The organism is Rheinheimera sp. D18, from assembly GCF_004345025.1.
In the GTDB taxonomy this organism is placed as follows: Bacteria; Pseudomonadota; Gammaproteobacteria; order Enterobacterales; family Alteromonadaceae; genus Alishewanella; species Alishewanella metallidurans.
On the sequence record NZ_CP037745.1, the window covers coordinates 2,245,196 to 2,266,499 of the forward strand.

The following is a 21,304-nucleotide window of genomic DNA, read 5'->3' on the forward strand; positions in this document are numbered from 1 at the left end:
TTAGTGTGCACGGCCGTTAGCATGGATGTGAGTGGTAATGTTCCACCAGTCACCCTGATCTTCACAGTGCCATTCTGGCTCATCCTGCTTATAAGCGTCTTTGTCACCGGCTTTTGCAGAGTCATCGGCTCCAAGCACTTTTTGCACTAGCGCGGCCTTTTCTGCCTCTAAGTTTTGCTGAAGCTGTTTGTCGGTGTTGATATCAAAGTACTTAGTACCGGCAATCCAGGTTTGCTGCGCTTGGCTATATACTGACAATGGGTTGGTATTCCACAACACGAAGTCAGCTTGTTTGCCTTGCTTAATAGAACCAGTAACCCCGTCTATTTTCAGCTGTATTGCTGGATTAATGGTAACCATTTTCAGGGCATCATGTTGGTCCATACCACAGTACATTACTGATTTTGCGGCTTCTTGGTTTAAACGGCGCTGCAAACCGGCATCGTCAGAGTTAATACTAACCAACACACCTTCTTTAGCCATTAAACAGGCGTTAGTTGGAATGGCATCTTGCACTTCCATTTTATACGCCCACCAATCAGCGAAGGTAGATGCGCTAGCACCGTGTGCCTTCATTTCTTTAGCAACTTTATAGCCTTCTAAAATATGCGTAAAAGTAGTGATGTTAAAGCCCATCTCTTCGGCAACATCCATTAGCATTAATATTTCCGATGCCACGTATGAGTGAGTATGAATAAAGCGCTTTTTATCTAGTATTTCAACTAACGTCTGCAGGCGATAATCAGTGCGCGGTGGCGCTACATCATCACGCTGACGTTTTGACAGCTTGTTATATTCAGCCCAAGTCGCTTTATATTCTTTAGCTGCTTGGAAAGCATCACGCACTGTGGTTTCAACACCCATACGCGTTTGCGGGTAACGTGAGGTAAAAGAGTCACCCCAGTTAGACTGTTTAACGTTTTCACCCAAAGCAAATTTGATACTTGGTGGTGCCGCTTTCATTTTTAAGCCATCAGCCGACTCACCCCAGCGAAATTGCACAACTTGCGCCATGCCGCCAATAGCGTTGGCACTACCATGTAATAACTGTGCAGTAGTAGTACCGCCAGCTAAACCACGATACAAGTTAATATCTTCTGGGTTTAGTACATCACCAATATGCACTTCTGAGGTAACCGAGTCGGTGCCCTCGTTTACGCCAGCTTCAATAGCTACGTGCGAGTGCTCATCAATGATCCCTGGCGTTAAGTGCATGCCTTTAGCATCGATAACGTCAAAACCACTTGGCGTAGCAAGGTTTTTACCTATTTTGTCGAATTTACCGTTGCGTACAATAACGTCGCTATTTTCTAACACGCCCTCTTTTTCTGCCGTCCAAACCGTAGCATTTTTTATATGCACGTTTTGTTGTTTCGCCTTAGCTGGCAAACCATAAGCACGGTTAGGGAAAGTAAGTTGCGATAACATCGTCGTGTCAACGTTTGCTACCTTGGCTGCTTCTGATTTTTTATCAGTAGCTTGGCGCTGCGCAGTTACCGTTTCAGTGCGGCCTGATAGCTGCCATTTACCGGTTAAGTTGTTATCAACTAATTGACCGCTAAATTGCGCAATCTGCTTATCACCCGTTAGTTCGGCTAAATTAACATTGAACTGCAATAATTGCTGTGCGGCAGTAACATTGTCTAATTTAACGCCCTTAGTATCTGCTGCTGATACTAACTTGGCATTGCCAGCTAGCTTATCGCCACTACCGTCTAGTTTAATAGTAACGGCCTTTCCTGCGATATTAAGCTGGTATTCGCCAGCAAAACTAACCGGATTAACCGCAGTAATAAGATGCTGCCGCCCGCGGATCCAGGTTGCGACTATGGCACCATCGGTAAATAAGTCACCATCAGCCAGTACTAGGTCTGCCTGATAACCTGGAGCAATTTTACCTAACCTATCGGCAACACCCGCGATACGCGCAGGTTCAGTAGTTAGAGCGGCCAAGGCTTTATCAGCCGATAAACCGTATTTAACCGCTTTACGTAAGTTAGGCCAAAATTGCTTGGTATCTTTTAGTTTAAAGGTAGTTAAAGCAAAAGGAATACCCGCCTTTGCTAGCTCGCCCGGGTTAGCTGGTGCACGCTCCCAATGACGTAAATCCGCTAAACTAACGTCGACTTGATCAGCAACTTGCTCAACAGATGGCGCAGCTGGGAAATTCAACGGCAGTATAATGCTACGGCCAGTGGCTTTTATTTCATCACGGCGCACATATTCAAAACCCGAACCTACTATTACTGCATTAGTTAGTTTGAACTCACTCAGTAACTGATGCGCACGTAGTAATGATTTGTCGTCTGAGGTTTCAAAAATTGCACCTGACTGATCAATATGACTTAAATTTTGTAACGCCGCATTAAACTCGATTGGCGAGTTAAAATAACGCGTGTCAGTTTTACCATAAGCGCCGTTATACCAGTTGGCATCGCTTAGTGTTTGGCGAATAAGTGCAATACTGCCCATTAACGATGAAGGGTAGCTTTGCTTTGAGGTGCCTTTACTAAAGGCCATAAACTGCGGACCATTAGCCTTTAATACTAACTCATTGGCGATGCCATCACCTAATGAGCTAACAAACGCCTGACCACGAAAGATACCGTCAAAACGCGCAGACTGGGCGGTAGTAAAGCCTAATTTGCGTAGCTCTGCTGCCGCTTTACTATCAGGTTTAAATTCTGATACCCACTGCTGTTGGGCATGAATAGCACCATTACTGGCGTTGCCACCTTTACGGTCATTTTTATACACCGGCGCATCACGGTAACTACCCGGTGCTGAACGCTCTGCAGGTTTAATACCATATTGGGTGTAAGGGTCAATAAAACCTGGGTATAGGGTGTAACGGCTAGCATCAATAGTTTGATAGCCGGCTGGCACTGATATCTTGGTACCCACTGCGCTAATACGACCGTCCGCAATAAGCACGGTAGCATTGCTAAGCTTTTTGCCTGGTTCGGTATAAACAGTAGCGCCAGTAAGCGCAATCAGGTTAGGGGTTTTATCAACAATACCTTGTGTGGGTGTGGTCTGGTCGGCGTGGCTGCTAGCGGCAAAAGCACTAATCAGCGCGGCGCTTAACAGCGACAAACGCTCTGAGGTCATAACTTATTCCTGGATTAAGAATTATCTGTTAATAACGTAGTTCAGACGACCAAGCTCTTGCTCAGCCAATGGCGTACTAAAATAGTAGCCCTGAACCTGGTAGCAAGCATTTCTTCTTAAAAATTCGACTTGTTCTGCCGTTTCAACTCCTTCAGCCACAACACGAAGATTCATCTTCTGTGCCATGGCAATAATCGCCGCCACAATATTCATGTCGTTACGATCATCCGGAATATCTTTGACAAACGAGCGATCTATTTTTAGCTCATCTACCGGAAAACGCTTTAAATAACTAAGCGAGGAATAGCCTGTACCAAAGTCATCAATAGATAAAGACACACCGAGACGCTTTAACTGATTTAATTGGTTAATAGCCGCATCGGTATCACCCATTAGCATACTTTCGGTAATTTCAAAGGTAATACTGGCTGGGTTTGCACCGGTACGAATTAAAATCCGTTCAATAATTTCAGGTAAGTTATCATCATTAAACTGGCGCGCTGACAGATTAATCGACAAGGTGACATTATGGCCACGGCTATGCTGTCGTGTTAAAAAGCGACAACCCTCCCAAATTATCCATTCACCAATTTGTACTATTAAGCCGGTACTTTCCGCTACAGAAATAAAACGTAGCGGTGGTATTAAAATATTATCGGGTGTTAGCCAACGTAATAAGGCTTCATAACCAGTAATACTATTGTTACGAATATCAATTTTCGGTTGGTAGTACAATAAAAACTGTTGTTCGCGAATGGCTTCACGTAGTTTATTTTCTATTAATAGCCGTTCGTTTGCCGCATCATTTAAATCTTGGCTGAAAAAATGAAAAGTGTTTTTACCACGCGCTTTAGCTTCGTACATCGCTAAATCGGCATGCTTTAACAGTAATTCTTCTTCTGATGCATCTTCAGGGGCAATAGTAATACCAATGCTGGCACTGATAGAAACCTCGTGCTGGCCCAACTTTACCGGTGTACTAAAGGCTTGCTGTAAATTAGCCGCTATGGCTGATGCTTGGGCTCTGTCTTTGATACCACTTAATATTACCGCAAATTCATCACCACCTAAGCGCGCGATAGTATCCTCTTCACGCAGCCTCGCCATTAGTCGGTTTGACACCTCTTTAAGCAGCTCATCTCCGGCGTCATGCCCCAAGGTGTCGTTAATACGCTTAAATTCATCTAAATCAAAATACAATAACGCAAAGTTGTAATAACCACGGTGCGCCATGGCAATGGCTTTGCGCAATTGGTCACGAAAGTAACTTCGGTTAGCTAACCCAGTAAGTGCATCGTAGTAAGCCAGTTGTTCCATTTTTTTCTGGCTTTGCTTAATAAAAGAAATGTCCTGCATTGCACAAACATAATTAGTAATACTGCCCTTTTCATCGCGAATTGGCGCAATAGCCAACGACACCCATAACTGGCGGTCTTGGTGCTGTAATAGCATATCCCCGCGCCAATGCTGTCGAGCGCTGATGGTGCCAGTAATTTCTTCACTAACGTGGCGCATTTCATCAGCAAACAAACTATGCAACGGCTGCTGCAATTGTTCGTTATTACTGCCAATCATCTCAGTTAAAAAAGGGTTAATATACTCAATGTTAAGCCGCTCATCGGTTAATACGATGCCAGAACTAGAAAATGAAACGGCTTTACTTAACTTGCGAGCAGAGTGCTCGGCAACTTCTTTTTCTTCAATACGAATATTAAGGCCAGTAACTAGCTCAGAAATTTCCTCCGACATTCGACCAAATGCCTGATTCAGCAAACCTATTTCATCATGTTTGTTATCCAGCACCACTTTTTGCAAATCGCCACGGGATAAGCGGTTTATGGCGCCAGATAATCTATTTAATCGCTTAAGTATAAACTGATGCACAACCAGCTGTAGCACCAACGCCACCGCTAATGCGACAATTAAAAAAGTTATTAATAAATTGCGCCGAAAACTCTGTAAAGCCGTTAACGCCCGTTTCTTTTCGTTATATACCGCGACGTACCAATTAAGGCCACTAATTGGCGCAGCAGACAGCAAGTATTCCGGAGCTACCGTTGCTGCTTGGTTTAACTGTTTTGGCTTTGCGCTCACCTGAGTGGCGTAGGCTTGTAGGCTGGCACTTTCGAGTTGGATTCTACTGTCAGGCGCCTTTATCGCTGGTGATTGCACTTGCTTATGGAATAACGCACCGAACACCACGCCATTTTCATCAAATAATAAAGCGTGGCCTTGTTGTAAGCTATTACCCAACGCTAATTTATCAATAAGATCATTGAGCACATAGTCAGTACCGGTAACACCAACAAATTCGTCATCGATATATACCGGAATAATCAGGCTAGTCATCCATTTTTGCCAAATAGCATCGTAGTAAACCGGAGTCCAGCGTGGCTGGCGCACCGGATTATTCTCTGGTGTGGCTATTTGATAAAAGTTATCGGCGTGAAAATCATGAGTTACATCAACAGACATAGCCCAGTCCGCTGGCGAGATACGGATAAATTGCTCTTTAGCAATAAAGTAGAAATTAAAAAAGTCGTGTAACATCAACGGCGATAATTCTTGCCATAATGTTGCCGTGCGCTCAAACATCGCCGCAGTGCGCTCAGTATAATTAGCAGCGGAAATAAAGGCGGCAGAAAAGTTATCTTGCACCCGTACACTACCATCAACTAACGGGCTTAAGCGTTTTTTGCTATTTAACTGCTGCGCACTCAATATTCTTGTAACTGCAAGATTTGCTGTGATGGCTTTTTGCTGCTTTTGCGCAATATCGTGGCTTAGTTGCCGAGCAAAGCTTCTAGTTTGTTGTTCAACTACGGCTTGCTGATGCTCAAGCACCATACTTTTTTGCAACGTAAGCGCAACGTAACCAATAGCAACACCAGCAATAACTATTGCCAAAAACACAACTAGTGCAAATTTTTGCCCTAAAGAATACATTCCATGTAATTTAGCTATATTAACGTCCTTCACTCACTCTGCCTAATTGCGAAAACTAGAGGGTTATTGGCAAGGTTCTACTTTCTGGTAAGATACCCTATTTCCATTATTGCATGTAATTTCATCAAAAGAGAATGAATCAATGAAAAAGCCCCTAACTGCCTTACTTTGTCTCGCTGTGTTATCAGTACCTGCAATAGCGGGTAACGCTTTTGTCGATGCCGAAGATAGCATTGAATACCGTCAAGCAGCCTTTCAGCTTATTCGCCATAACGTGGGTGATATTGCCGCTATGGTAAAAGGTGAAATAAACTACGACGCCGCTCGTGTTAACAAGCGCGCTACCGCACTAGCAACGTTAACCACCTTACCTTGGGAAGCGTTTAGCGTGCCAGGTGCAGATAAAGGCGGTAACGCGAAAGCGGCTATTTGGCAAAATTTGGCAGATTTCACCAGTCGTAGTGAAAAACTCATTGCGGATGCGGCTACACTGAAAGTGGCCGCAGATAGCAACGATCAGGCGGAAGTTCGTAAAGCCTTTGGCAACTTTGCCCGTAACTGCAAAGCCTGCCACGATCAGTATAAAGAATAAGTAGCTAAAAATGGCACAATTTAAAGCTGTGCCATTAGTTTACTACCTTGCCACCAATAAAGTAGCGCCAGCATAAAGACGAATAAGACAAAAAATGCGGCGCTATTTTTTAGTTTAATACCTTTGTTTACCAGCTTATCTTTTCCCGTTAGTAAAGGCCAAATTACATTGTGCACCCTTGCGCTATGCCACAGTGCAGCAACAACATGCACCGCCACCGCAATCAATAACACATTAATATTCATTTTATGAAAATCAGACGCCAGCTCAACCCAGTAATTAGGTAATAGGCTAACTAACGGGCCATCATTAATATAATTATTATCAAGTGTTGCTAAACCACTGAGTAATTGCAGCACGACCAGCACAATAAGCAGCACTATCATATAAAATGAAGCCGGGTTATGCCCTGTTACCGGATAAGGTTTACGCAAATAATTAATAGCGGTTACTGGCGTTGTCGCAAACCGACTAAATTTCGCGGTGCTACTTCCTATCACACCCCAAACAAGGCGCGATACCACCAATGCAGCTAGGCTATAGGCTAGCAGTTGATGCAACGCTATCATGCCTTCTTCGCCGGTATACCAAAGCCCAGCGATTAATAATACCTGGCTCCAGTGAAAAAAACGTACTGCTAAATCCCATATTTTTACTTTTTGTGACATTACCTTTAGCCTCCGCTATGCTAAGTTTTTGATTTTATACTAGAGAAGCATAAAGATGAATTGGTGGAAATGGACTCTAAGCGCACTAGCCTTGCTGTTGGCCTTATTTGCCGCGCTAATTTATGGCGCACTACGGCTAAGTTTACCCGTATACGACGGCGAGCAAAAAACGAGCATTGATAATACGGCGCGCTTAGAGCGCGACGCTCTGGGTTACCTAAGCATTCATGCGGCTAATCGCACTGATGCCGCGTTTGCCTTAGGCTTTGCCCATGCGCAAGAGCGTTTTTTTCAAATGGATATTTTACGTCGTAATGCTGCAGGTGAGTTATCCGCCTTATTTGGCGAACGCGCGCTTAATACCGATAAAGCCCAGCGCCAACATCGCTTTCGCTTTCGGGCAGAGCGTGCGTTAGCGCAACTTAGTGCTAATGAACAACAACGGCTTAACGCATATACTAATGGCGTTAATGAAGGCTTGGCATCACTAAGCTTGCCACCTTTTGAATACAGCCTGTTAGGACAAACCCCAGAACCATGGCGCACCGCCGATTCGTTTTTAGTGATCTACAGCATGTACCTCGATTTACAAAGCAAGCTAGGCCGCGATGACTATGCAATGACGGTGCTAAAACAGGCATTACCTAGCGACTGGTATCAGTTTTTACAACAGCATTCTGATATTTGGCAGGCCGCACTGGATGGCAGTGTGGTTGCACCAACAGCTATGCCGGAGTCGGAATATCCAGCCGCACTGCGCCAGCAACGTAATGTCTGCCGTCAATGCACACTTATGGACAGTGCCGATATTGGTAGTAACAACTTTGCCGTTGCCGGTAACCTCACTAGCCATGGCAGTGCAATTTTAGCTGACGATATGCATCTAGGTATTCGCGTACCTAGCACTTGGTATAAGGCCCAACTTAATTGGCGCGAAAACGGAAATTTGCATACTGTTACCGGTTTAACCTTACCCGGTACTCCGGCGATAGTAGCCGGTTCAAATGGCAAAGTAGCTTGGGGCTTTACCAATAGCACCGGCGATTGGCATGATTTAATTGCTTTAAAATTGTCAGATGATAACAAACGCTATTTAACCACAGACGGTTGGCAACCACTAACCTATCAGTATGAAACGATTAAAATTGCCGGTCAGCCAGATCAGACGCTTGAGCTTACAGAAACCCAATGGGGCCCAGTGGTAAAGTTTGGCAATAGCCCCGTTTTTGCCCTGCGTTGGGTAGCGCATGATGATATCGCAGTAAACTTTAACCTACTGCAACTAGAGAAAACCAATACGGTAGCCGAAGCACTTAAGCTAGCGCCCTCTGTTGGTGTACCGGTACAAAACCTATTAGTTGCCGACCACCTTGGTCAGATTGGTTGGAGCCTAATTGGCCCTATTCCAGTAAGGCAACTAACCGATTTTGATACCGCACAAGATTGGAGTAGCGGCACCGAGCGTTGGCTTGGCTATCAGGAAGCTGATTTACAACCACAGTATACCGATGCTGACAGGCTATGGACCGCCAATGCCAGAATGATTGGCGGTGAAGCTTATACTCTTATGGGTAATGGTGGCTATGATTTAGGCGCCAGAGGTTGGCAAATTAAGCAAGGATTAGACGAATTACAACAGGCCGACGAACATGCTCTGCATCAAATTCAGCTAGATAATCGGGCATTGATGCTTCAGCGCTGGCAACAACTGTTACTTCAAGTGTTAGACCCTGCTGCAGTTACACAACATCAGCTACAAGCCTATCGACAGCACGTAGTTAATAGCAGCACTCATGCTAGCACCGATGCAGTGGGTTACACACTGGTGCGCGCCTTTCGTCAGCAATTATTAGAACTGCAATTCGCCTCGCTGTCGGCATTACTTGAGCAACATGATGCCCGCAGCCAAGATTTAAAGTTCTCGTTAGAACCCCCCATGTGGCAACTGTTACAACAGCAGCGTAGCGATACCCTGCCGGCACCATACAGCAGCTGGTCGGAACTCATGCTGGCCGCCGTGCTACAAAGTAAAGCCGAGCTTGAGCACCAATATGGCAACTTAGAACACAGCCAATGGGGGCAAGTTAACCCGGCGAAAATTAATCATCCGTTAGCATCAGCAATTCCGTTACTCGGCGACTGGTTAAATATGCCGGCAACACCAATGAACGGCGATCGCCATATGCCTAGAGTACAACTACCTGGTTTTGGCCAATCAGAGCGTATGGTGGTAGCACCTGGGCAAGAACAGCAAGGTATTTTAACCATACCTGCAGGGCAATCTGGTCATCCGTTATCACCCTTTTACCGTGCAGATCATCAGTATTGGCTAAACGAAGTGGCACTGCCATTTTTACCCGGTGAGAAAAAATACCAGCTGTTGTTAACGCCTCAGGGTTGACTTTAGCCATCTAGACCAACTATGTTAGCTGCTATGAAACGAATAATTATTACGCTCAGCTTTTTTAACTTTACCACCCGACTTGGGAGGCGGTAAGCTGCGCGCGCAGTAAAACCTAAAAACCTCCCATAATGGGAGGTTTTTTTTTGCTTATTTTTAATGCTTAAACCAAGAGATAATTAACATGGAACTGGATGAAATACGTCAAGCAATTAGTGATATCGACCGCCAACTACTGAGTTTATTGTCACAGCGTCGACTACTTGCGCTGGCAGTAGCCGACGCCAAACTAGCCACTAACAAACCGATTAGGGATCAAAAGCGTGAGCAAGAGCTACTGGTATCATTGATAGAGCAAGGCAAACCTTTAGCACTGGATGCACAGTACGTTACTCGGTTATATCACGTTATTATTGAAGACTCTGTATTACAACAACAAGCCAAAATTCAGGGCCAACTTAATGGCACCAACGAACCGACCGTGCGGGTAGCTTTTCTTGGTGGCCAGGGTTCATACAGTTACTGGGCAGCACAAAAATATTTTACCCGTCGTGCTGGGCATATTATTGAACACGGTTGCGATAGCTTTAACGATATAGTGCAAGCAGTAGAAACCGGTCATGCCGACTATGCGGTATTACCAATAGAAAACACCTCGTCCGGCAGTATTAACGAGGTGTACGATATTTTGCAGCATACTCGGTTATCTATTGTTGGTGAACTTACCCACCCGATTGCCCATTGCCTGCTTGGTTTACCGACAACCGATTTGAGTAAAATTCGTCAAGTATGCGCGCACCCACAAGTTATTGCCCAGTGCAGCCAGTATTTACAAGGCTTATCACAGATTAAAATTGAATATTGCGACAGCTCATCAGATGCATTTAATCGCATTAAGCAACAACAAGACCCAACTATAGTCGCTATTGGCGGCGAAGAAGGCGGCCAGTTGTATGGTCTGCAGGTGCTAACGCGCGATCTTGCTAACCAAAAAGATAACGTCAGTCGATTTATTGTCGTAGCGCGTAAACCGGTAACGGTTGCCAAAGCCCTGCCAGCAAAAACCACTTTTATTATGTATACCGGCCAGCAACCCGGTGCCTTAGTCGACGCTTTACTTGTGCTAAAGCAGCACGGCATTAGCATGGGCAAGCTAGAATCACGCCCCATTAATGGCAACCCGTGGGAAGAAATGTTCTACGTCGATGTATTTGCTAATTTAAACGACTACGCCATGACCCGCGCTTTAGAAGAGCTAAATAAAATTACCAAGTTTATTAAGGTGCTTGGCTGTTACCCCAGTGAAGATATAGAGCCAACACAAGTACAGATCGGCTAATTTAACCATAAGGGCCTAAGCTAGGATCCTAGGCCCAGTGCAAACACTAGAGCAGCTTTTGCAACTCATCTTGCAGCTTTTTATCCTGTGTTACGACCATTAACGACTTTACAATACTATTGGCTTTATCTTGCTGTTGCTGCTCAATAAACTGCTACAATGACGCAATATCTTGCATATATTCTATCGTCATAACAGGTAGCATGGGTAACTGTGTTCTGCCTCGCCCTAAAGCTCAATCACATCGCCTTTTTCTGGTATTTGCGTGTTAATGCTAAGCCCAGCTAATTTTGCTTGTAATGCCAATTGCGCCTCAGACTCACCATGCACCAAATAAATACGCGGCTGCCCGCCTATTGCCTGTACCCAGCTTATTAATTCAGATTGATCAGCATGGGCCGAGAAGCCACCAATAGTATGCACCTTGGCTTTAACGACAATATCTTGGCCAAACAACTTAACTCGGCGCTCACCATCAACTAAACGTCGGCCTAAGGTGCCCTGAGCTTGAAAACCAACAAAAATCAAGTGATTAGAGTTTTTCCACAGGTTGTGTTTTAAATGGTGCACGATGCGCCCGCCATTACACATACCGCTACCAGCGATAACAATGGCGCCTTCGGTTACACGATTTATAGCCATAGACTCTTCAACACTTTCAGTAAAACGCAGTATGGGCAATAAATCTTGTAGCTGCATGCCAGGTTTAAAGCCTATAGCTGCAAGATCACTTTGTTCTAAACAACGTAAATACTCATTATAAATACCGGTAATGCTAATCGCCATTGGGCTATCAAGAAATACCACGCGTTGTTTTAACCGGCCTTGGTGATGTAATAAGGCAAGGTAGTATAAAATTTCTTGCGTTCGGCCCAGTGCAAAAGCCGGAATAAACACATTCCCGCCATCTTTATGCGCTTGCTCTAGAGCAGCGGTTAACTCTGCTAGCGAGCTATCAAGATCCTGATGATTTCGATTACCATAGGTGCTTTCCATTAACACTATATCGGCTTGACCAATTTCAGCTGGGTCGTACATTAAAACCGTTGACGGATTACCTAAGTCACCTGAAAACACCAGTTTTCTCATACCCTGATTACCTTTAAGCCACAGTTGCACAATGGCAGAACCCAGAATATGCCCAGCATCTGCAAACTCTAACTCTAAGCCCGGTAAAGGCAGAACACGTTTTTTATAAGGTACTGGCTGACACAGTTGTACTGCGCGTTCTGCATCTTGCAACCTGAGCACGGGATCTTGTAGTTTCTTTCCTGCTCTTGCTGCTTTTCGGTTTTGCCATTCCAAGTCTTTTAAATACAAATGCACTGAGTCTTTCAATAAAACGGGGAGTAATTCTGCCGTGCCGGGCGTACAAATAATTTTGCCATCAAAACCGCGGGCAACTAATAAAGGTAACAAACCGCTGTGGTCAATATGTGCATGCGATAAAATAACTAAGTCGATATCTTTGGGTTTAAATGCAAAACGAAACTTGTGCCACTCGCGTATTTGGTCTGCGCCCTGCACCATACCGCAATCGAGCAATATCTGTTTGTTACCTAATTTGATAAGATAGCAAGATCCCGTAACTTGTTGCGCCGCTCCAATAAACTGTAATGTTGCAGATAACGACATACTATATCCTTATTAACCAAACCATCTAGGCTACAGATTATCACTTTTTCTTTTGCTTAACCTGTAACAATCAAGGAACCGAGTATCATGGCTTCAGACCCACACCAACTGCACGACCGCCACCTAGCCTCTGCCAAACAATCCGCTGAGGCTATAGCTCGGTTGCAAGACAATGCATCCTACCGCTTAGCCTTTGCTGATAATGATTTTCTAACACAAGACGAATTACGCCATGTCCGCTTGCAGCTTGAGTATTTAAAGCCACAGATGGTGTTAGAACACCATAATATTAATGCCACCATCGTGGTATTTGGTAGCGCTCGCTTTTTAGCTCCAGAGCAAGCCGAGACAGAAGTGATAAAAGCTAAACAGCATTTAGCGCAAAATAATTCAGCAGAAAACCAACTCGCGCTGCGAGCTGCAGAAAAACAATTACGCAACAGTAAGTATTATAGCGCGTCACAAAAATTTGCCGAGCTCGCTACCCAGTTTAGTTGTGCGAATACCGATTGTGCGATGACGATTATTAGTGGCGGTGGCCCAGGCGTTATGGAAGCAGCGAATCGCGGTGCCATGAATGCCGGCGGTAAGAGTATTGGTTTAAACATTGTTTTACCAAAAGAACAGCAACCTAACCCATACATTACACCAGAGTTTTGTTTTCAGTTTCATTATTTTGCTATTCGTAAAATGCACTTTTTACAACGAGCTCGCGCTCTAGTAGCCTTTCCGGGTGGTTTTGGTACGCTAGATGAACTGTTTGAAACGCTAACCCTTATTCAAACTAAAAAGGCCGAACGGGTACCGGTTATCTTATACGATAAAGCATTTTGGCAGCGCTTAATCAATTTTGACATGTTGGTAGAGGAAGGTTTAATTAACCCTGAAGACATAAACCTGATTCAGTATGCAGAAACCCCTGAAGATGCATGGCAACAAATAACTGAGTTTTATAAACTTAATAAGTAAACGCGCATATATTGGCAACGCTGCCGCTGATCTTAACGCTAACTATATGTTTTAGCTTAACTTCGACTATCAGCGGCTTTTTGTAATAGCTGTTTACTTTCTTGTAAAAATTGCTCAGCCAGTTCACCAAAAAATTGCTGCCCTTTGCCAAACTGTGCCATTAAGCCAGCTTTATCTTTGCTTTCTAACAGCTGCAGCAGTTCATTAAAACGCTGCTGATAACGCTGTAAAAGTGCCGCTACCGCAGAAGATGAAAGCATAATATCGGCATATAGCTCAGCATTTTGTGCGAACAAACGCCCAACCATAGCAAGCTCTAATCGATATATTGGCGAACTTAGTTGTAATAACATTGGCAAGTCTGCTTTTTCGTCAGCCAAATGCACACCATAGGCTAAAGACGAGAAGTGTCGCATTGCCTGAATAAGCTGCATGGCACTATCGTGCTCATGCGCAACTTTTTCAGTTAGCTCTGCTCCCCATACTTTTAGCTGCTCTAGCAACCATTGATACTGCTCAGCGTGTTGGCCATGGCATACCACCACCACCTGCTTAACTAAATTAGTAACATCAGCGCCAAACATTGGGTGCAAGCCAAGCACGGGGCCAGTGTGCTTATTTAGCATCACGTTTAACGGCTGAACTTTAATACTGGTAATGTCTGCCAACACACAATCTTTAGCTAAAGCAGGTAACTGGTTAATTAATTGCTCAGTTAAGGTAATTGGCACTGCCATTAGCACCAGCGCCGCATCAGCACAAATTGCTTTAGCATTAGGCCAATCTTGCTGCTCTAATATTGCAACCTGATAGCCAGAGCGTTGAAATAAGCTAGCAAACCGAGCACCTAGTGCGCCGCCTCCGCCGACAATAACCACCTTGCCGCCAGTTTTGCGGCAACAAACAAAACCGCTTTCTTGGGTTTGGTATGATTCACGCATTATACGCCGCAGAATATCTTCAGTAAGATCAGCAGATACACCAAGCTGCATCGCTTGTTGCCGCCTTGCCGCAAGCAATTGTTGCTCGCGCTCTGGCACATACACCGGCAGCGCATATTGTTGCTTCACTACGCCAACCTGGGCAGTAACTTGAGCGCGCGCAGCCAGTAGTGCGACTAACTGGCTATCAATACTATCTATTTGCTGGCGTAAAGGCGCTAAGGCTTGCTGGGCTGTTGGCTTAGTCATGTTAGGCTGCAACTACTACGGGTTGCATTTTTTGATGCAAGCTGGCTAGCAACACGGCAGTGGTGTCCCAATCGATACAGGCATCGGTAACTGAAACACCGTATTTTTCTGCTTTGCCATTAGTTAACTCCTGCCGTCCTGCATTAAGGTGGCTTTCTAGCATAATACCAATTATGGCCTCATTACCCGCTTGACGCTGAGCAATAACATTTAATGCTACTTCACCTTGGCGGTTATGATCTTTATTAGAATTGCCGTGGCTACAATCAACCACAATACCACGTGGTAATTTTAGCTTATCTAGTTTAGCCAAGACATCACTAATACTTTGTTCATCGTAATTTGGCGTCACACCGCCGCGCAAAATAATATGGCCATCGGGGTTACCGGCCGTTTGCACTAAGCTCACCTCCCCGCGTTGATTTATACCAATAAAGCTATGGCCACTTGCCGCCGACTGCAAAGCATTAAAAGCGACATTTAAATTACCGTCGGTGCCATTTTTAAAACCAACCGGCATAGATAAACCACTGGCCATTTCACGGTGAGTTTGCGACTCTACTGTACGCGCACCTATAGCAGACCAGCTAATTAAGTCAGATAAATACTGTGGGCTAATCGGGTCTAGCGCTTCGGTCGCCGTTGGTAACTCTAGCTCAACCATTTTTAACAACAGCTCTCGCCCCCAGGTTAACCCCGTTTCTAAGTCAAATGAATCATCTAAATGTGGATCATTAATAAAGCCTTTCCAGCCTACCGTAGTACGTGGTTTTTCAAAATACACTCGCATCACGATATACAAGCTGTCTGCATATTGTAGCTGCAGTTGCTTTAACTTTTTCGCATACTCAATAGCTGCAATTGGATCGTGAATTGAACAAGGGCCAGCAACTACCAGTAAACGTTTATCACGACCATGCACTATGTTGGCAATATCGCGACGAGCAAGTTGCACAAATTTCGCGCCCTGTTCAGATAATGGTAATACCTTTTTTAGTACTGCCGGCGGGCTAAGTGGTTTTGCTGACACCACGCGCAGATCGTCTACTCTTTTACTCATACCACAACCTCAACACCGAGTGTAAACTTTAAATTACACATCGTATTAAATAAATTACAAATGTCGATAATAAAGATCTAAGCAAAGCGCGTCAACCCAATGCAAGCTATTAAAAACAAGATTAAGGCATTTTTTCGCTATAGATATTTTTGTACACAATTACATACAAAATGCGACTAAAATTTCTGCAATAGCTGCTGGTAAGCTTGGCGTAGCAAAATAAATTGCTGTTGATCACCACCTCGATCAGGGTGCAGCTGCAGTGCTTTAACCCGATAGGCCTTTTTTAGCTGAAGTAGGTTAAAACTAAGATCAAGTTCCAGCAGGTTTAGTGCCTCTGCCGTTGGTATATAAGTAGTAGAAGATTGACGATTAACATTCTGCCAAAATGCTTGCAGCTGCTGGTCCAGTATTTGCTCGGTCATAGCATAAAAATTATGCCAATTAAGGTAGTAAGCACGTCGGCCAGCATCCGCTGGTTGCTCAGGGGCAGCTGTAATGGCTAAGCATTGCACTTTGGCTAAGCCAATATTGAGATAGACGTGTTGCTCTAGTATTAGGCTATGTTGTAGACGATATAGCAGATGATACAGCACAAAATGCTGCTGAAACCGCGCAAGATCAGCACTTATTACTTCGTCTGCTTGTAATTTAAGCCCAAGCCGTTGCAATAAATATTGTTCTTCAATCACGCTATTTTCTGGTTGATGCGCCAAAATAAGGCTGTGTAACTGACCTTGTAGCAGGGTAAGAATAGATTCAGCTAAGGGCGCGTTAGATATTGTCATAGCGACACCATGCCAGAAAGAAAAAAGGCCGACAAGTGTCGGCCTTTTAAGAATTGCTTAGTTAAGCTTTTCGCGGATACGCGCTGATCTACCTGAACGATCGCGTAAATAGTAAAGCTTAGCACGGCGAACTGCACCACGACGTTTAACAGTGATGCTGTCTACCATTGGACTGTGCGTCTGGAATACACGCTCAACACCTTCGCCATTAGAGATCTTACGTACAGTGAACGCAGAATGCAGACCACGGTTGCGCTTAGCAATAACAACGCCTTCGTATGCCTGTAAACGAGTTTTATCACCTTCTTTAACTTTAACTTGAACGATTACAGTATCGCCCGGCGCAAACGCAGGAACGTCTTTCTTTAACTGCTCGTCTTCAAGCATTTTGATAATGTTTTGGCTAACTTTGCTCATAACAATCTCACTTTACCTGGAATTAACTGTCTTGTTGCTGCCCCGTCCGGCACTCTTGCTGATGTTCTTGTTGAAACTCAGCCAGTAACCGTCGTTGCTCCTCAGTCAGAGCCAGGAGATTTAACATATCCGGTCGTCTAAGCCAGGTTCTCCCAAGAGACTGCTTTAAACGCCAGCGTCGTATATTTTCATGGTTACCACTCAGTAATACTGATGGCACCTGTTTATTCGATAACACTTCAGGCCTTGTGTAGTGTGGACAATCAAGCAAACCGGATGCAAAAGAATCCTGTTCAGCTGACTGTTCATGCCCAAGTACACCAGGTACTAAGCGAGAAACTGAATCAATCAGTACCATCGCCGGCAATTCACCGCCACTTAATACGTAATCACCAATTGACCATTCTTCGTCAATTTCGCTTTCAATTACGCGTTCATCAATGCCTTCATAACGGCCAGCTACTAATAGTAGCTTAGAATGTTGCGCCAGTTCAGCTACACCTTGTTGGTCTAGTTTGCGGCCTTGCGGCGACAAATATACCGTGTGTACCTTTCCACCTGCAGCTTGCTTCGCGGCGCGTATCGCGTCACTTAACGGCTGCACCATCATCAGCATACCTGGGCCACCACCATAAGGCCGGTCATCTACTGTGCGATGTTTGTCCGTGGCGTAATCCCGCGGGTTCCAACACTGCAACTGTATAATGCCCTGCTTCACAGCTCGGCTAGTGACCCCATATTGTGTTATTGCTTCGAACATCTGCGGAAATAACGATACAACGCCAATCCACAATTTGTTGTTCTCAGGCATTAAAACGCTGGGTCCCAGTCTACGATAATGCGACGCTCGGTTAAATCGACACTTTTAATGACAGAAGTCATTAAAAACGGCAACAACCTTTCTTTCTGACCAAATGCATCAGTACGGTTGGCTTTAACCACTAATACGTCGTTAGAACCGGTTTCCATTATATCGATAACTTCACCTAGGTGATAACCCGCTTCGTTTATTACGGCTAAGCCCATTAGGTCTTTCCAGTAATAATCACCGTCTTCTAACGAAGGCAGTGCGTTGCTGGTTATGGCAATTTCAGCATTTACATAACGCTGAGCCACATCACGATCATTAACGCCGTCCAGTTTTGCTATCAGGCCATTACTATGGCGCTTCCAGCTAGACACTTGCACTGGTTGCCAGTTACCTTGGAATTTTATTTGCCAAGGTGTGTAATCAAAAATCCCTTCCGGGAAGTCGGTGTAAGCGTTAACTTTCAGCCAGCCATTGATACCGTAAACTGCACCAAATTTGCCAAGAACGACTAAATCTTTCTCACTCAAGCTGACTACCCCACACGACCATTTGCTAATTAAGCAGCTGCTTTAGTAGCGTTTTTCACTAAAGTTGTAACGCGATCACTCAGTGAAGCACCTTGTGCTACCCAGTGATTAATGCGGTCTAGGTCCAGACGCAGTTTCTCTTCAGTACCGCCAGCGATTGGGTTAAAGAAACCCACGCGCTCAATAAAGCGGCCGTCACGAGCAAAACGGCTGTCCGCTACCACAACTTGGTAAAATGGACGCTTTTTTGCGCCACCACGTTGTAAACGAATAGTTACCATAAGGCCCTCTAATTTTATCGTTCAGGTTTTAAAAAATAACAACACCTCCAGTCGGACTGAAGGGCTGCAGCATTTTACTGATTTGACGCATAATTGCAAGGCATTTCGGGCTTTTCAGGCAGGGTTTGTCAACATAACGAATAACAGAACCCCTGCCTAATATAAGCAGGGCTTGAAACGCAGAGGAAGCCTAACGCGGCGGCAGTATACCCGGTGGCATTTTGCCGCCCATACCACGCATCATTTTCATTAAGCCGCCTTTACCCGACATTTGCTTCATCATCTTTTGCATCTGGGTAAATTGCTTTAGCAGCTGATTAATATCTTGCACCTGTGTGCCGGAACCTGCCGCAATACGTTTTTTACGTGAGCCTTTTAATAAATCGGGAAATTCGCGCTCTTTTTGCGTCATAGAATTAATAATGGCTTCCATTTTTACAAATTGCTTATCGCCCATTTGATTCATAGCACCTGCTGGCAGGTTTTTCATGCCGGGCAGTTTGTCTAACATTGACATCATGCCACCCATGCCGCGCATTTGTACCAATTGCTCACGAAAATCTTCTAACGAAAAGCCTTTGCCTTTCATTACTTTTTGCGCCATTTTCGCAGCTTTATCTTTATCTACTTTTTGCTCTAGCTCTTCAATTAAGCTAAGCATGTCGCCCATGCCTAAAATGCGCGATGCAATACGATCTGGATGAAACGGCTCAAGAGCATCGGTTTTTTCACCGGTACCAATAAACTTAATGGGCTTGCCCGTTATGTGGCGAATAGACAGCGCTGCACCGCCTCGAGCGTCACCATCGGCTTTAGTTAAAATAACACCGGTAAGTGGCAAAGCATCGTTAAACGCCTTAGCTGTATTGGCCGCATCTTGCCCCGTCATGGCGTCTACAACAAACAACGTTTCAATCGGCTTTACCGCAGCGTGTAAGGCTTTAATTTCATCCATCATTTCGCCGTCGATGTGCAAGCGACCAGCAGTATCTACTAGCAACACATCAAAAATACGGGTTCGAGCAAAAGCTATTGCTGCATTAACGATATCAACTGGTTTTTGCGAAATATCACTAGGGAAAAACTCTACACCAACATCTTTGGCCAGCGTTTCTAACTGTTTAATCGCTGCAGGGCGATAAACGTCGGCCGACACGACCAGCACTTTTTTCTTTTTGCGCTCGGTTAAAAACTTCGCTAATTTAGCAACCGATGTGGTTTTACCGGCACCTTGTAAGCCAGCCATCATCACTACCGCTGGCGGTTGAGTATTTAACGCTAGCTCTTCGTTCGCTTCGCCCATGGCATCTTCAAGCGCTTTACGGACAATTTTTAAAAACTCTTGCCCCGGCGTCAGGCTTTTACTTACTTCAAGGCCGACTGAACGCTCTTTTACTGTAGCAACAAAATCACGCACCACTGGCAAGGCAACGTCAGCTTCAAGCAGCGCCATGCGCACTTCGCGTAGCGTGTCTTTAATATTGTCTTCAGTTAAACGTCCGCGGCCGGTAATGTTTTTTAACGTAGCACTTAAACGATCGGAAAGATTCTCAAACATGGTTTTACACTCAACTGCAATAATGCGTCTGATTATATCAAATACAAACGCTATGCGCAGCCGTTAAGAAACTGTTGCTTCTGATGCTGGGCATATGACGAAAGTTGCAATACAATATCAAACCATTTAAATGAAAGGAAATACCACTGATGTCCACGGCGCTGTTAACTGCACTGGCTTTAATTGCTTACTTGGTTGCCACCGGCTCAGTACTGCTGCGTATTTTCCACCCGCAAGGGCCTCATTTTAAAACTACCTTTACAGCTGCCGTTGTCGGTTTAGTTATCCATATGCTGGTACTGGCAAATATATTATTTACCGCACAAGGCCAAAACTTCAGCCTATTAAATGTTAGCTCATTAGTTTGTTGGTTAATTACTGTCGCAGTAACGCTTACGGCAATGCGCACCCCTACTATTTTACTATTACCGGTAGTCTACGGTTTTGCCGCACTGGTGCAGCTAGCGGTGCTTACTTTGCCTCACTCAGTACAACTGCAGCATTTCGAACAAGATGTCGGCCTGCTCGTGCATATTATGCTGGCCTTTATTGCCTACGCAATTTTAATGATGGCAATGCTGTATTCATTTCAAGTGAGCTACATTAGCAATAAGCTAAAGCAAAAAAACTTTGCCGCAATGACCCGCTATATGCCGCCTTTAGTGCAGGCAGAGGTGCTGCAATTTCGCTTACTAATGGCAGGCACGGCAATATTGGGTTTAGCATTAGTCGTATCCGCACTATTTATGGATAACTGGCTAGCCAAAGAAAACCTGCATAAAAATGTGTTTAGCCTACTTGGTTTTGTGGTATTTGCCATTTTATGTTGGGGCCATGCACGTAAAGGTTGGCGTGGTAAAACAGCAAACATTTTAACTATCACTGGCGCGTCTCTACTCACACTGGGTTACTTTGGTAGCCGTTTTGTACGAGAAGTGCTGCTAAATACACTTTAATCCTTGACTCAACCGACACTTCGTAATATTTAGTACGGGTGTTTGGCAATACAGG

The 21,304-nt window shown here is 44.7% G+C and carries 17 protein-coding genes; 5 read left to right on the forward strand and 12 right to left on the reverse strand.

Annotation, left to right across the window (positions count from 1 at the left end):
* Together E0Z06_RS10660 and E0Z06_RS10665 are read right to left on the reverse strand one after the other, a co-directional pair.
* On the reverse strand, positions 1–3,111 hold the full coding sequence (locus E0Z06_RS10660; RefSeq protein ID WP_132584526.1) for an amidohydrolase family protein: 3,111 nt from the start codon (positions 3,109–3,111) through the stop codon (positions 1–3).
* Positions 3,112–3,132: 21 nt separating this feature from the next.
* Positions 3,133–6,090 carry an EAL domain-containing protein gene (locus tag E0Z06_RS10665; RefSeq protein ID WP_207903075.1) on the reverse strand — a complete coding sequence of 986 codons (2,958 nt, stop codon included), beginning with the start codon at positions 6,088–6,090 and terminating at the stop codon, positions 3,133–3,135.
* 109 nt (positions 6,091–6,199) lie between these two features.
* On the opposite strand from E0Z06_RS10665, the gene E0Z06_RS10670 reads away from it, so the two are divergent.
* On the forward strand, positions 6,200–6,649 hold the full coding sequence (locus E0Z06_RS10670) for a cytochrome c (RefSeq protein ID WP_132584528.1): 450 nt from the start codon (positions 6,200–6,202) through the stop codon (positions 6,647–6,649).
* Positions 6,650–6,669: 20 nt separating this feature from the next.
* Here the strand turns inward: E0Z06_RS10670 and E0Z06_RS10675 are convergent, their stop codons facing one another.
* Positions 6,670–7,317, reverse strand: a complete 648-nt coding sequence (locus E0Z06_RS10675; RefSeq protein WP_132584530.1) for a cytochrome b/b6 domain-containing protein — start codon at positions 7,315–7,317, stop codon at positions 6,670–6,672.
* A gap of 55 nt (positions 7,318–7,372) precedes the next feature.
* Between E0Z06_RS10675 and E0Z06_RS10680 the strand changes: the two genes are divergently transcribed.
* Both E0Z06_RS10680 and E0Z06_RS10685 read left to right on the forward strand, forming a co-directional pair.
* Complete coding sequence (locus E0Z06_RS10680) at positions 7,373–9,718, forward strand: penicillin acylase family protein (RefSeq protein ID WP_132584532.1); 2,346 nt, start codon at positions 7,373–7,375, stop codon at positions 9,716–9,718.
* A 184-nt stretch (positions 9,719–9,902) separates the two neighbouring features.
* Entirely contained in the window at positions 9,903–11,057 is a 1,155-nt protein-coding gene (locus E0Z06_RS10685) for a chorismate mutase (protein WP_132584534.1), read from the forward strand.
* A gap of 228 nt (positions 11,058–11,285) precedes the next feature.
* Here E0Z06_RS10685 and E0Z06_RS10690 read toward each other — a convergent pair whose 3' ends face one another.
* Positions 11,286–12,692 carry an MBL fold metallo-hydrolase gene (locus E0Z06_RS10690; protein ID WP_132584536.1) on the reverse strand — a complete coding sequence of 469 codons (1,407 nt, stop codon included), beginning with the start codon at positions 12,690–12,692 and terminating at the stop codon, positions 11,286–11,288.
* 87 nt (positions 12,693–12,779) lie between these two features.
* Here E0Z06_RS10690 and E0Z06_RS10695 point away from each other — a divergent pair, with 87 nt between their 5' ends.
* Positions 12,780–13,661: a TIGR00730 family Rossman fold protein gene (locus tag E0Z06_RS10695; protein ID WP_132584538.1), complete on the forward strand. Its 882-nt coding sequence runs from the start codon at positions 12,780–12,782 to the stop codon at positions 13,659–13,661.
* Between the two features lie 56 nt (positions 13,662–13,717).
* Here E0Z06_RS10695 and tyrA read toward each other — a convergent pair whose 3' ends face one another.
* The 8 genes from tyrA to ffh form a co-directional block, all read right to left on the reverse strand.
* A complete protein-coding gene (gene tyrA / locus E0Z06_RS10700; protein ID WP_132584540.1) occupies positions 13,718–14,851 on the reverse strand; it encodes a bifunctional chorismate mutase/prephenate dehydrogenase in 1,134 nt (377 codons plus the stop codon).
* Position 14,852: 1 nt separating this feature from the next.
* A complete protein-coding gene (locus tag E0Z06_RS10705; protein WP_132584542.1) occupies positions 14,853–15,911 on the reverse strand; it encodes a 3-deoxy-7-phosphoheptulonate synthase in 1,059 nt (352 codons plus the stop codon).
* 176 nt (positions 15,912–16,087) lie between these two features.
* Positions 16,088–16,699 carry a DNA-J related domain-containing protein gene (locus tag E0Z06_RS10710; protein WP_132584544.1) on the reverse strand — a complete coding sequence of 204 codons (612 nt, stop codon included), beginning with the start codon at positions 16,697–16,699 and terminating at the stop codon, positions 16,088–16,090.
* A gap of 57 nt (positions 16,700–16,756) precedes the next feature.
* The gene (gene rplS, locus E0Z06_RS10715) at positions 16,757–17,116 is read right to left on the reverse strand and encodes a 50S ribosomal protein L19 (RefSeq protein ID WP_132584546.1); all 360 of its coding nucleotides are present in this window, start codon (positions 17,114–17,116) and stop codon (positions 16,757–16,759) included.
* 22 nt (positions 17,117–17,138) lie between these two features.
* Positions 17,139–17,909: a tRNA (guanosine(37)-N1)-methyltransferase TrmD gene (gene trmD, locus E0Z06_RS10720; RefSeq protein WP_207903204.1), complete on the reverse strand. Its 771-nt coding sequence runs from the start codon at positions 17,907–17,909 to the stop codon at positions 17,139–17,141.
* A 17-nt stretch (positions 17,910–17,926) separates the two neighbouring features.
* Positions 17,927–18,454 (reverse strand): ribosome maturation factor RimM, encoded by a 528-nt coding sequence (rimM, locus tag E0Z06_RS10725; protein WP_207903077.1) that lies wholly within the window; start codon positions 18,452–18,454, stop codon positions 17,927–17,929.
* A gap of 29 nt (positions 18,455–18,483) precedes the next feature.
* Positions 18,484–18,735 carry a 30S ribosomal protein S16 gene (rpsP, locus tag E0Z06_RS10730; protein WP_132584552.1) on the reverse strand — a complete coding sequence of 84 codons (252 nt, stop codon included), beginning with the start codon at positions 18,733–18,735 and terminating at the stop codon, positions 18,484–18,486.
* Between the two features lie 190 nt (positions 18,736–18,925).
* The gene (ffh, locus tag E0Z06_RS10735) at positions 18,926–20,293 is read right to left on the reverse strand and encodes a signal recognition particle protein (RefSeq protein WP_132584554.1); all 1,368 of its coding nucleotides are present in this window, start codon (positions 20,291–20,293) and stop codon (positions 18,926–18,928) included.
* Between the two features lie 149 nt (positions 20,294–20,442).
* Here ffh and ccsA point away from each other — a divergent pair, with 149 nt between their 5' ends.
* The gene (ccsA, locus tag E0Z06_RS10740) at positions 20,443–21,249 is read left to right on the forward strand and encodes a cytochrome c biogenesis protein CcsA (protein WP_132584556.1); all 807 of its coding nucleotides are present in this window, start codon (positions 20,443–20,445) and stop codon (positions 21,247–21,249) included.
* Positions 21,250–21,304: the final 55 nt, after the last annotated feature.

What these genes read in the sequence shown, in the direction of transcription:
- E0Z06_RS10705 (WP_132584542.1), bottom strand. Translation starts at nt 15,911, where the DNA reads ATGAGTAAAAGAGTAGACGATCTGCGCGTGGTGTCAGCAAAACCACTT.
- ccsA (WP_132584556.1), top strand. Translation starts at nt 20,443, where the DNA reads ATGTCCACGGCGCTGTTAACTGCACTGGCTTTAATTGCTTACTTGGTT.
- rplS (WP_132584546.1), bottom strand. Translation starts at nt 17,116, where the DNA reads ATGAGCAAAGTTAGCCAAAACATTATCAAAATGCTTGAAGACGAGCAG.
- E0Z06_RS10680 (WP_132584532.1), top strand. Translation starts at nt 7,373, where the DNA reads ATGAATTGGTGGAAATGGACTCTAAGCGCACTAGCCTTGCTGTTGGCC.
- E0Z06_RS10675 (WP_132584530.1), bottom strand. Translation starts at nt 7,317, where the DNA reads ATGTCACAAAAAGTAAAAATATGGGATTTAGCAGTACGTTTTTTTCAC.
- rpsP (WP_132584552.1), bottom strand. Translation starts at nt 18,735, where the DNA reads ATGGTAACTATTCGTTTACAACGTGGTGGCGCAAAAAAGCGTCCATTT.
- E0Z06_RS10710 (WP_132584544.1), bottom strand. Translation starts at nt 16,699, where the DNA reads ATGACAATATCTAACGCGCCCTTAGCTGAATCTATTCTTACCCTGCTA.
- E0Z06_RS10660 (WP_132584526.1), bottom strand. Translation starts at nt 3,111, where the DNA reads ATGACCTCAGAGCGTTTGTCGCTGTTAAGCGCCGCGCTGATTAGTGCT.
- tyrA (WP_132584540.1), bottom strand. Translation starts at nt 14,851, where the DNA reads ATGACTAAGCCAACAGCCCAGCAAGCCTTAGCGCCTTTACGCCAGCAA.
- E0Z06_RS10690 (WP_132584536.1), bottom strand. Translation starts at nt 12,692, where the DNA reads ATGTCGTTATCTGCAACATTACAGTTTATTGGAGCGGCGCAACAAGTT.
- E0Z06_RS10685 (WP_132584534.1), top strand. Translation starts at nt 9,903, where the DNA reads ATGGAACTGGATGAAATACGTCAAGCAATTAGTGATATCGACCGCCAA.
- E0Z06_RS10695 (WP_132584538.1), top strand. Translation starts at nt 12,780, where the DNA reads ATGGCTTCAGACCCACACCAACTGCACGACCGCCACCTAGCCTCTGCC.
- ffh (WP_132584554.1), bottom strand. Translation starts at nt 20,293, where the DNA reads ATGTTTGAGAATCTTTCCGATCGTTTAAGTGCTACGTTAAAAAACATT.
- E0Z06_RS10670 (WP_132584528.1), top strand. Translation starts at nt 6,200, where the DNA reads ATGAAAAAGCCCCTAACTGCCTTACTTTGTCTCGCTGTGTTATCAGTA.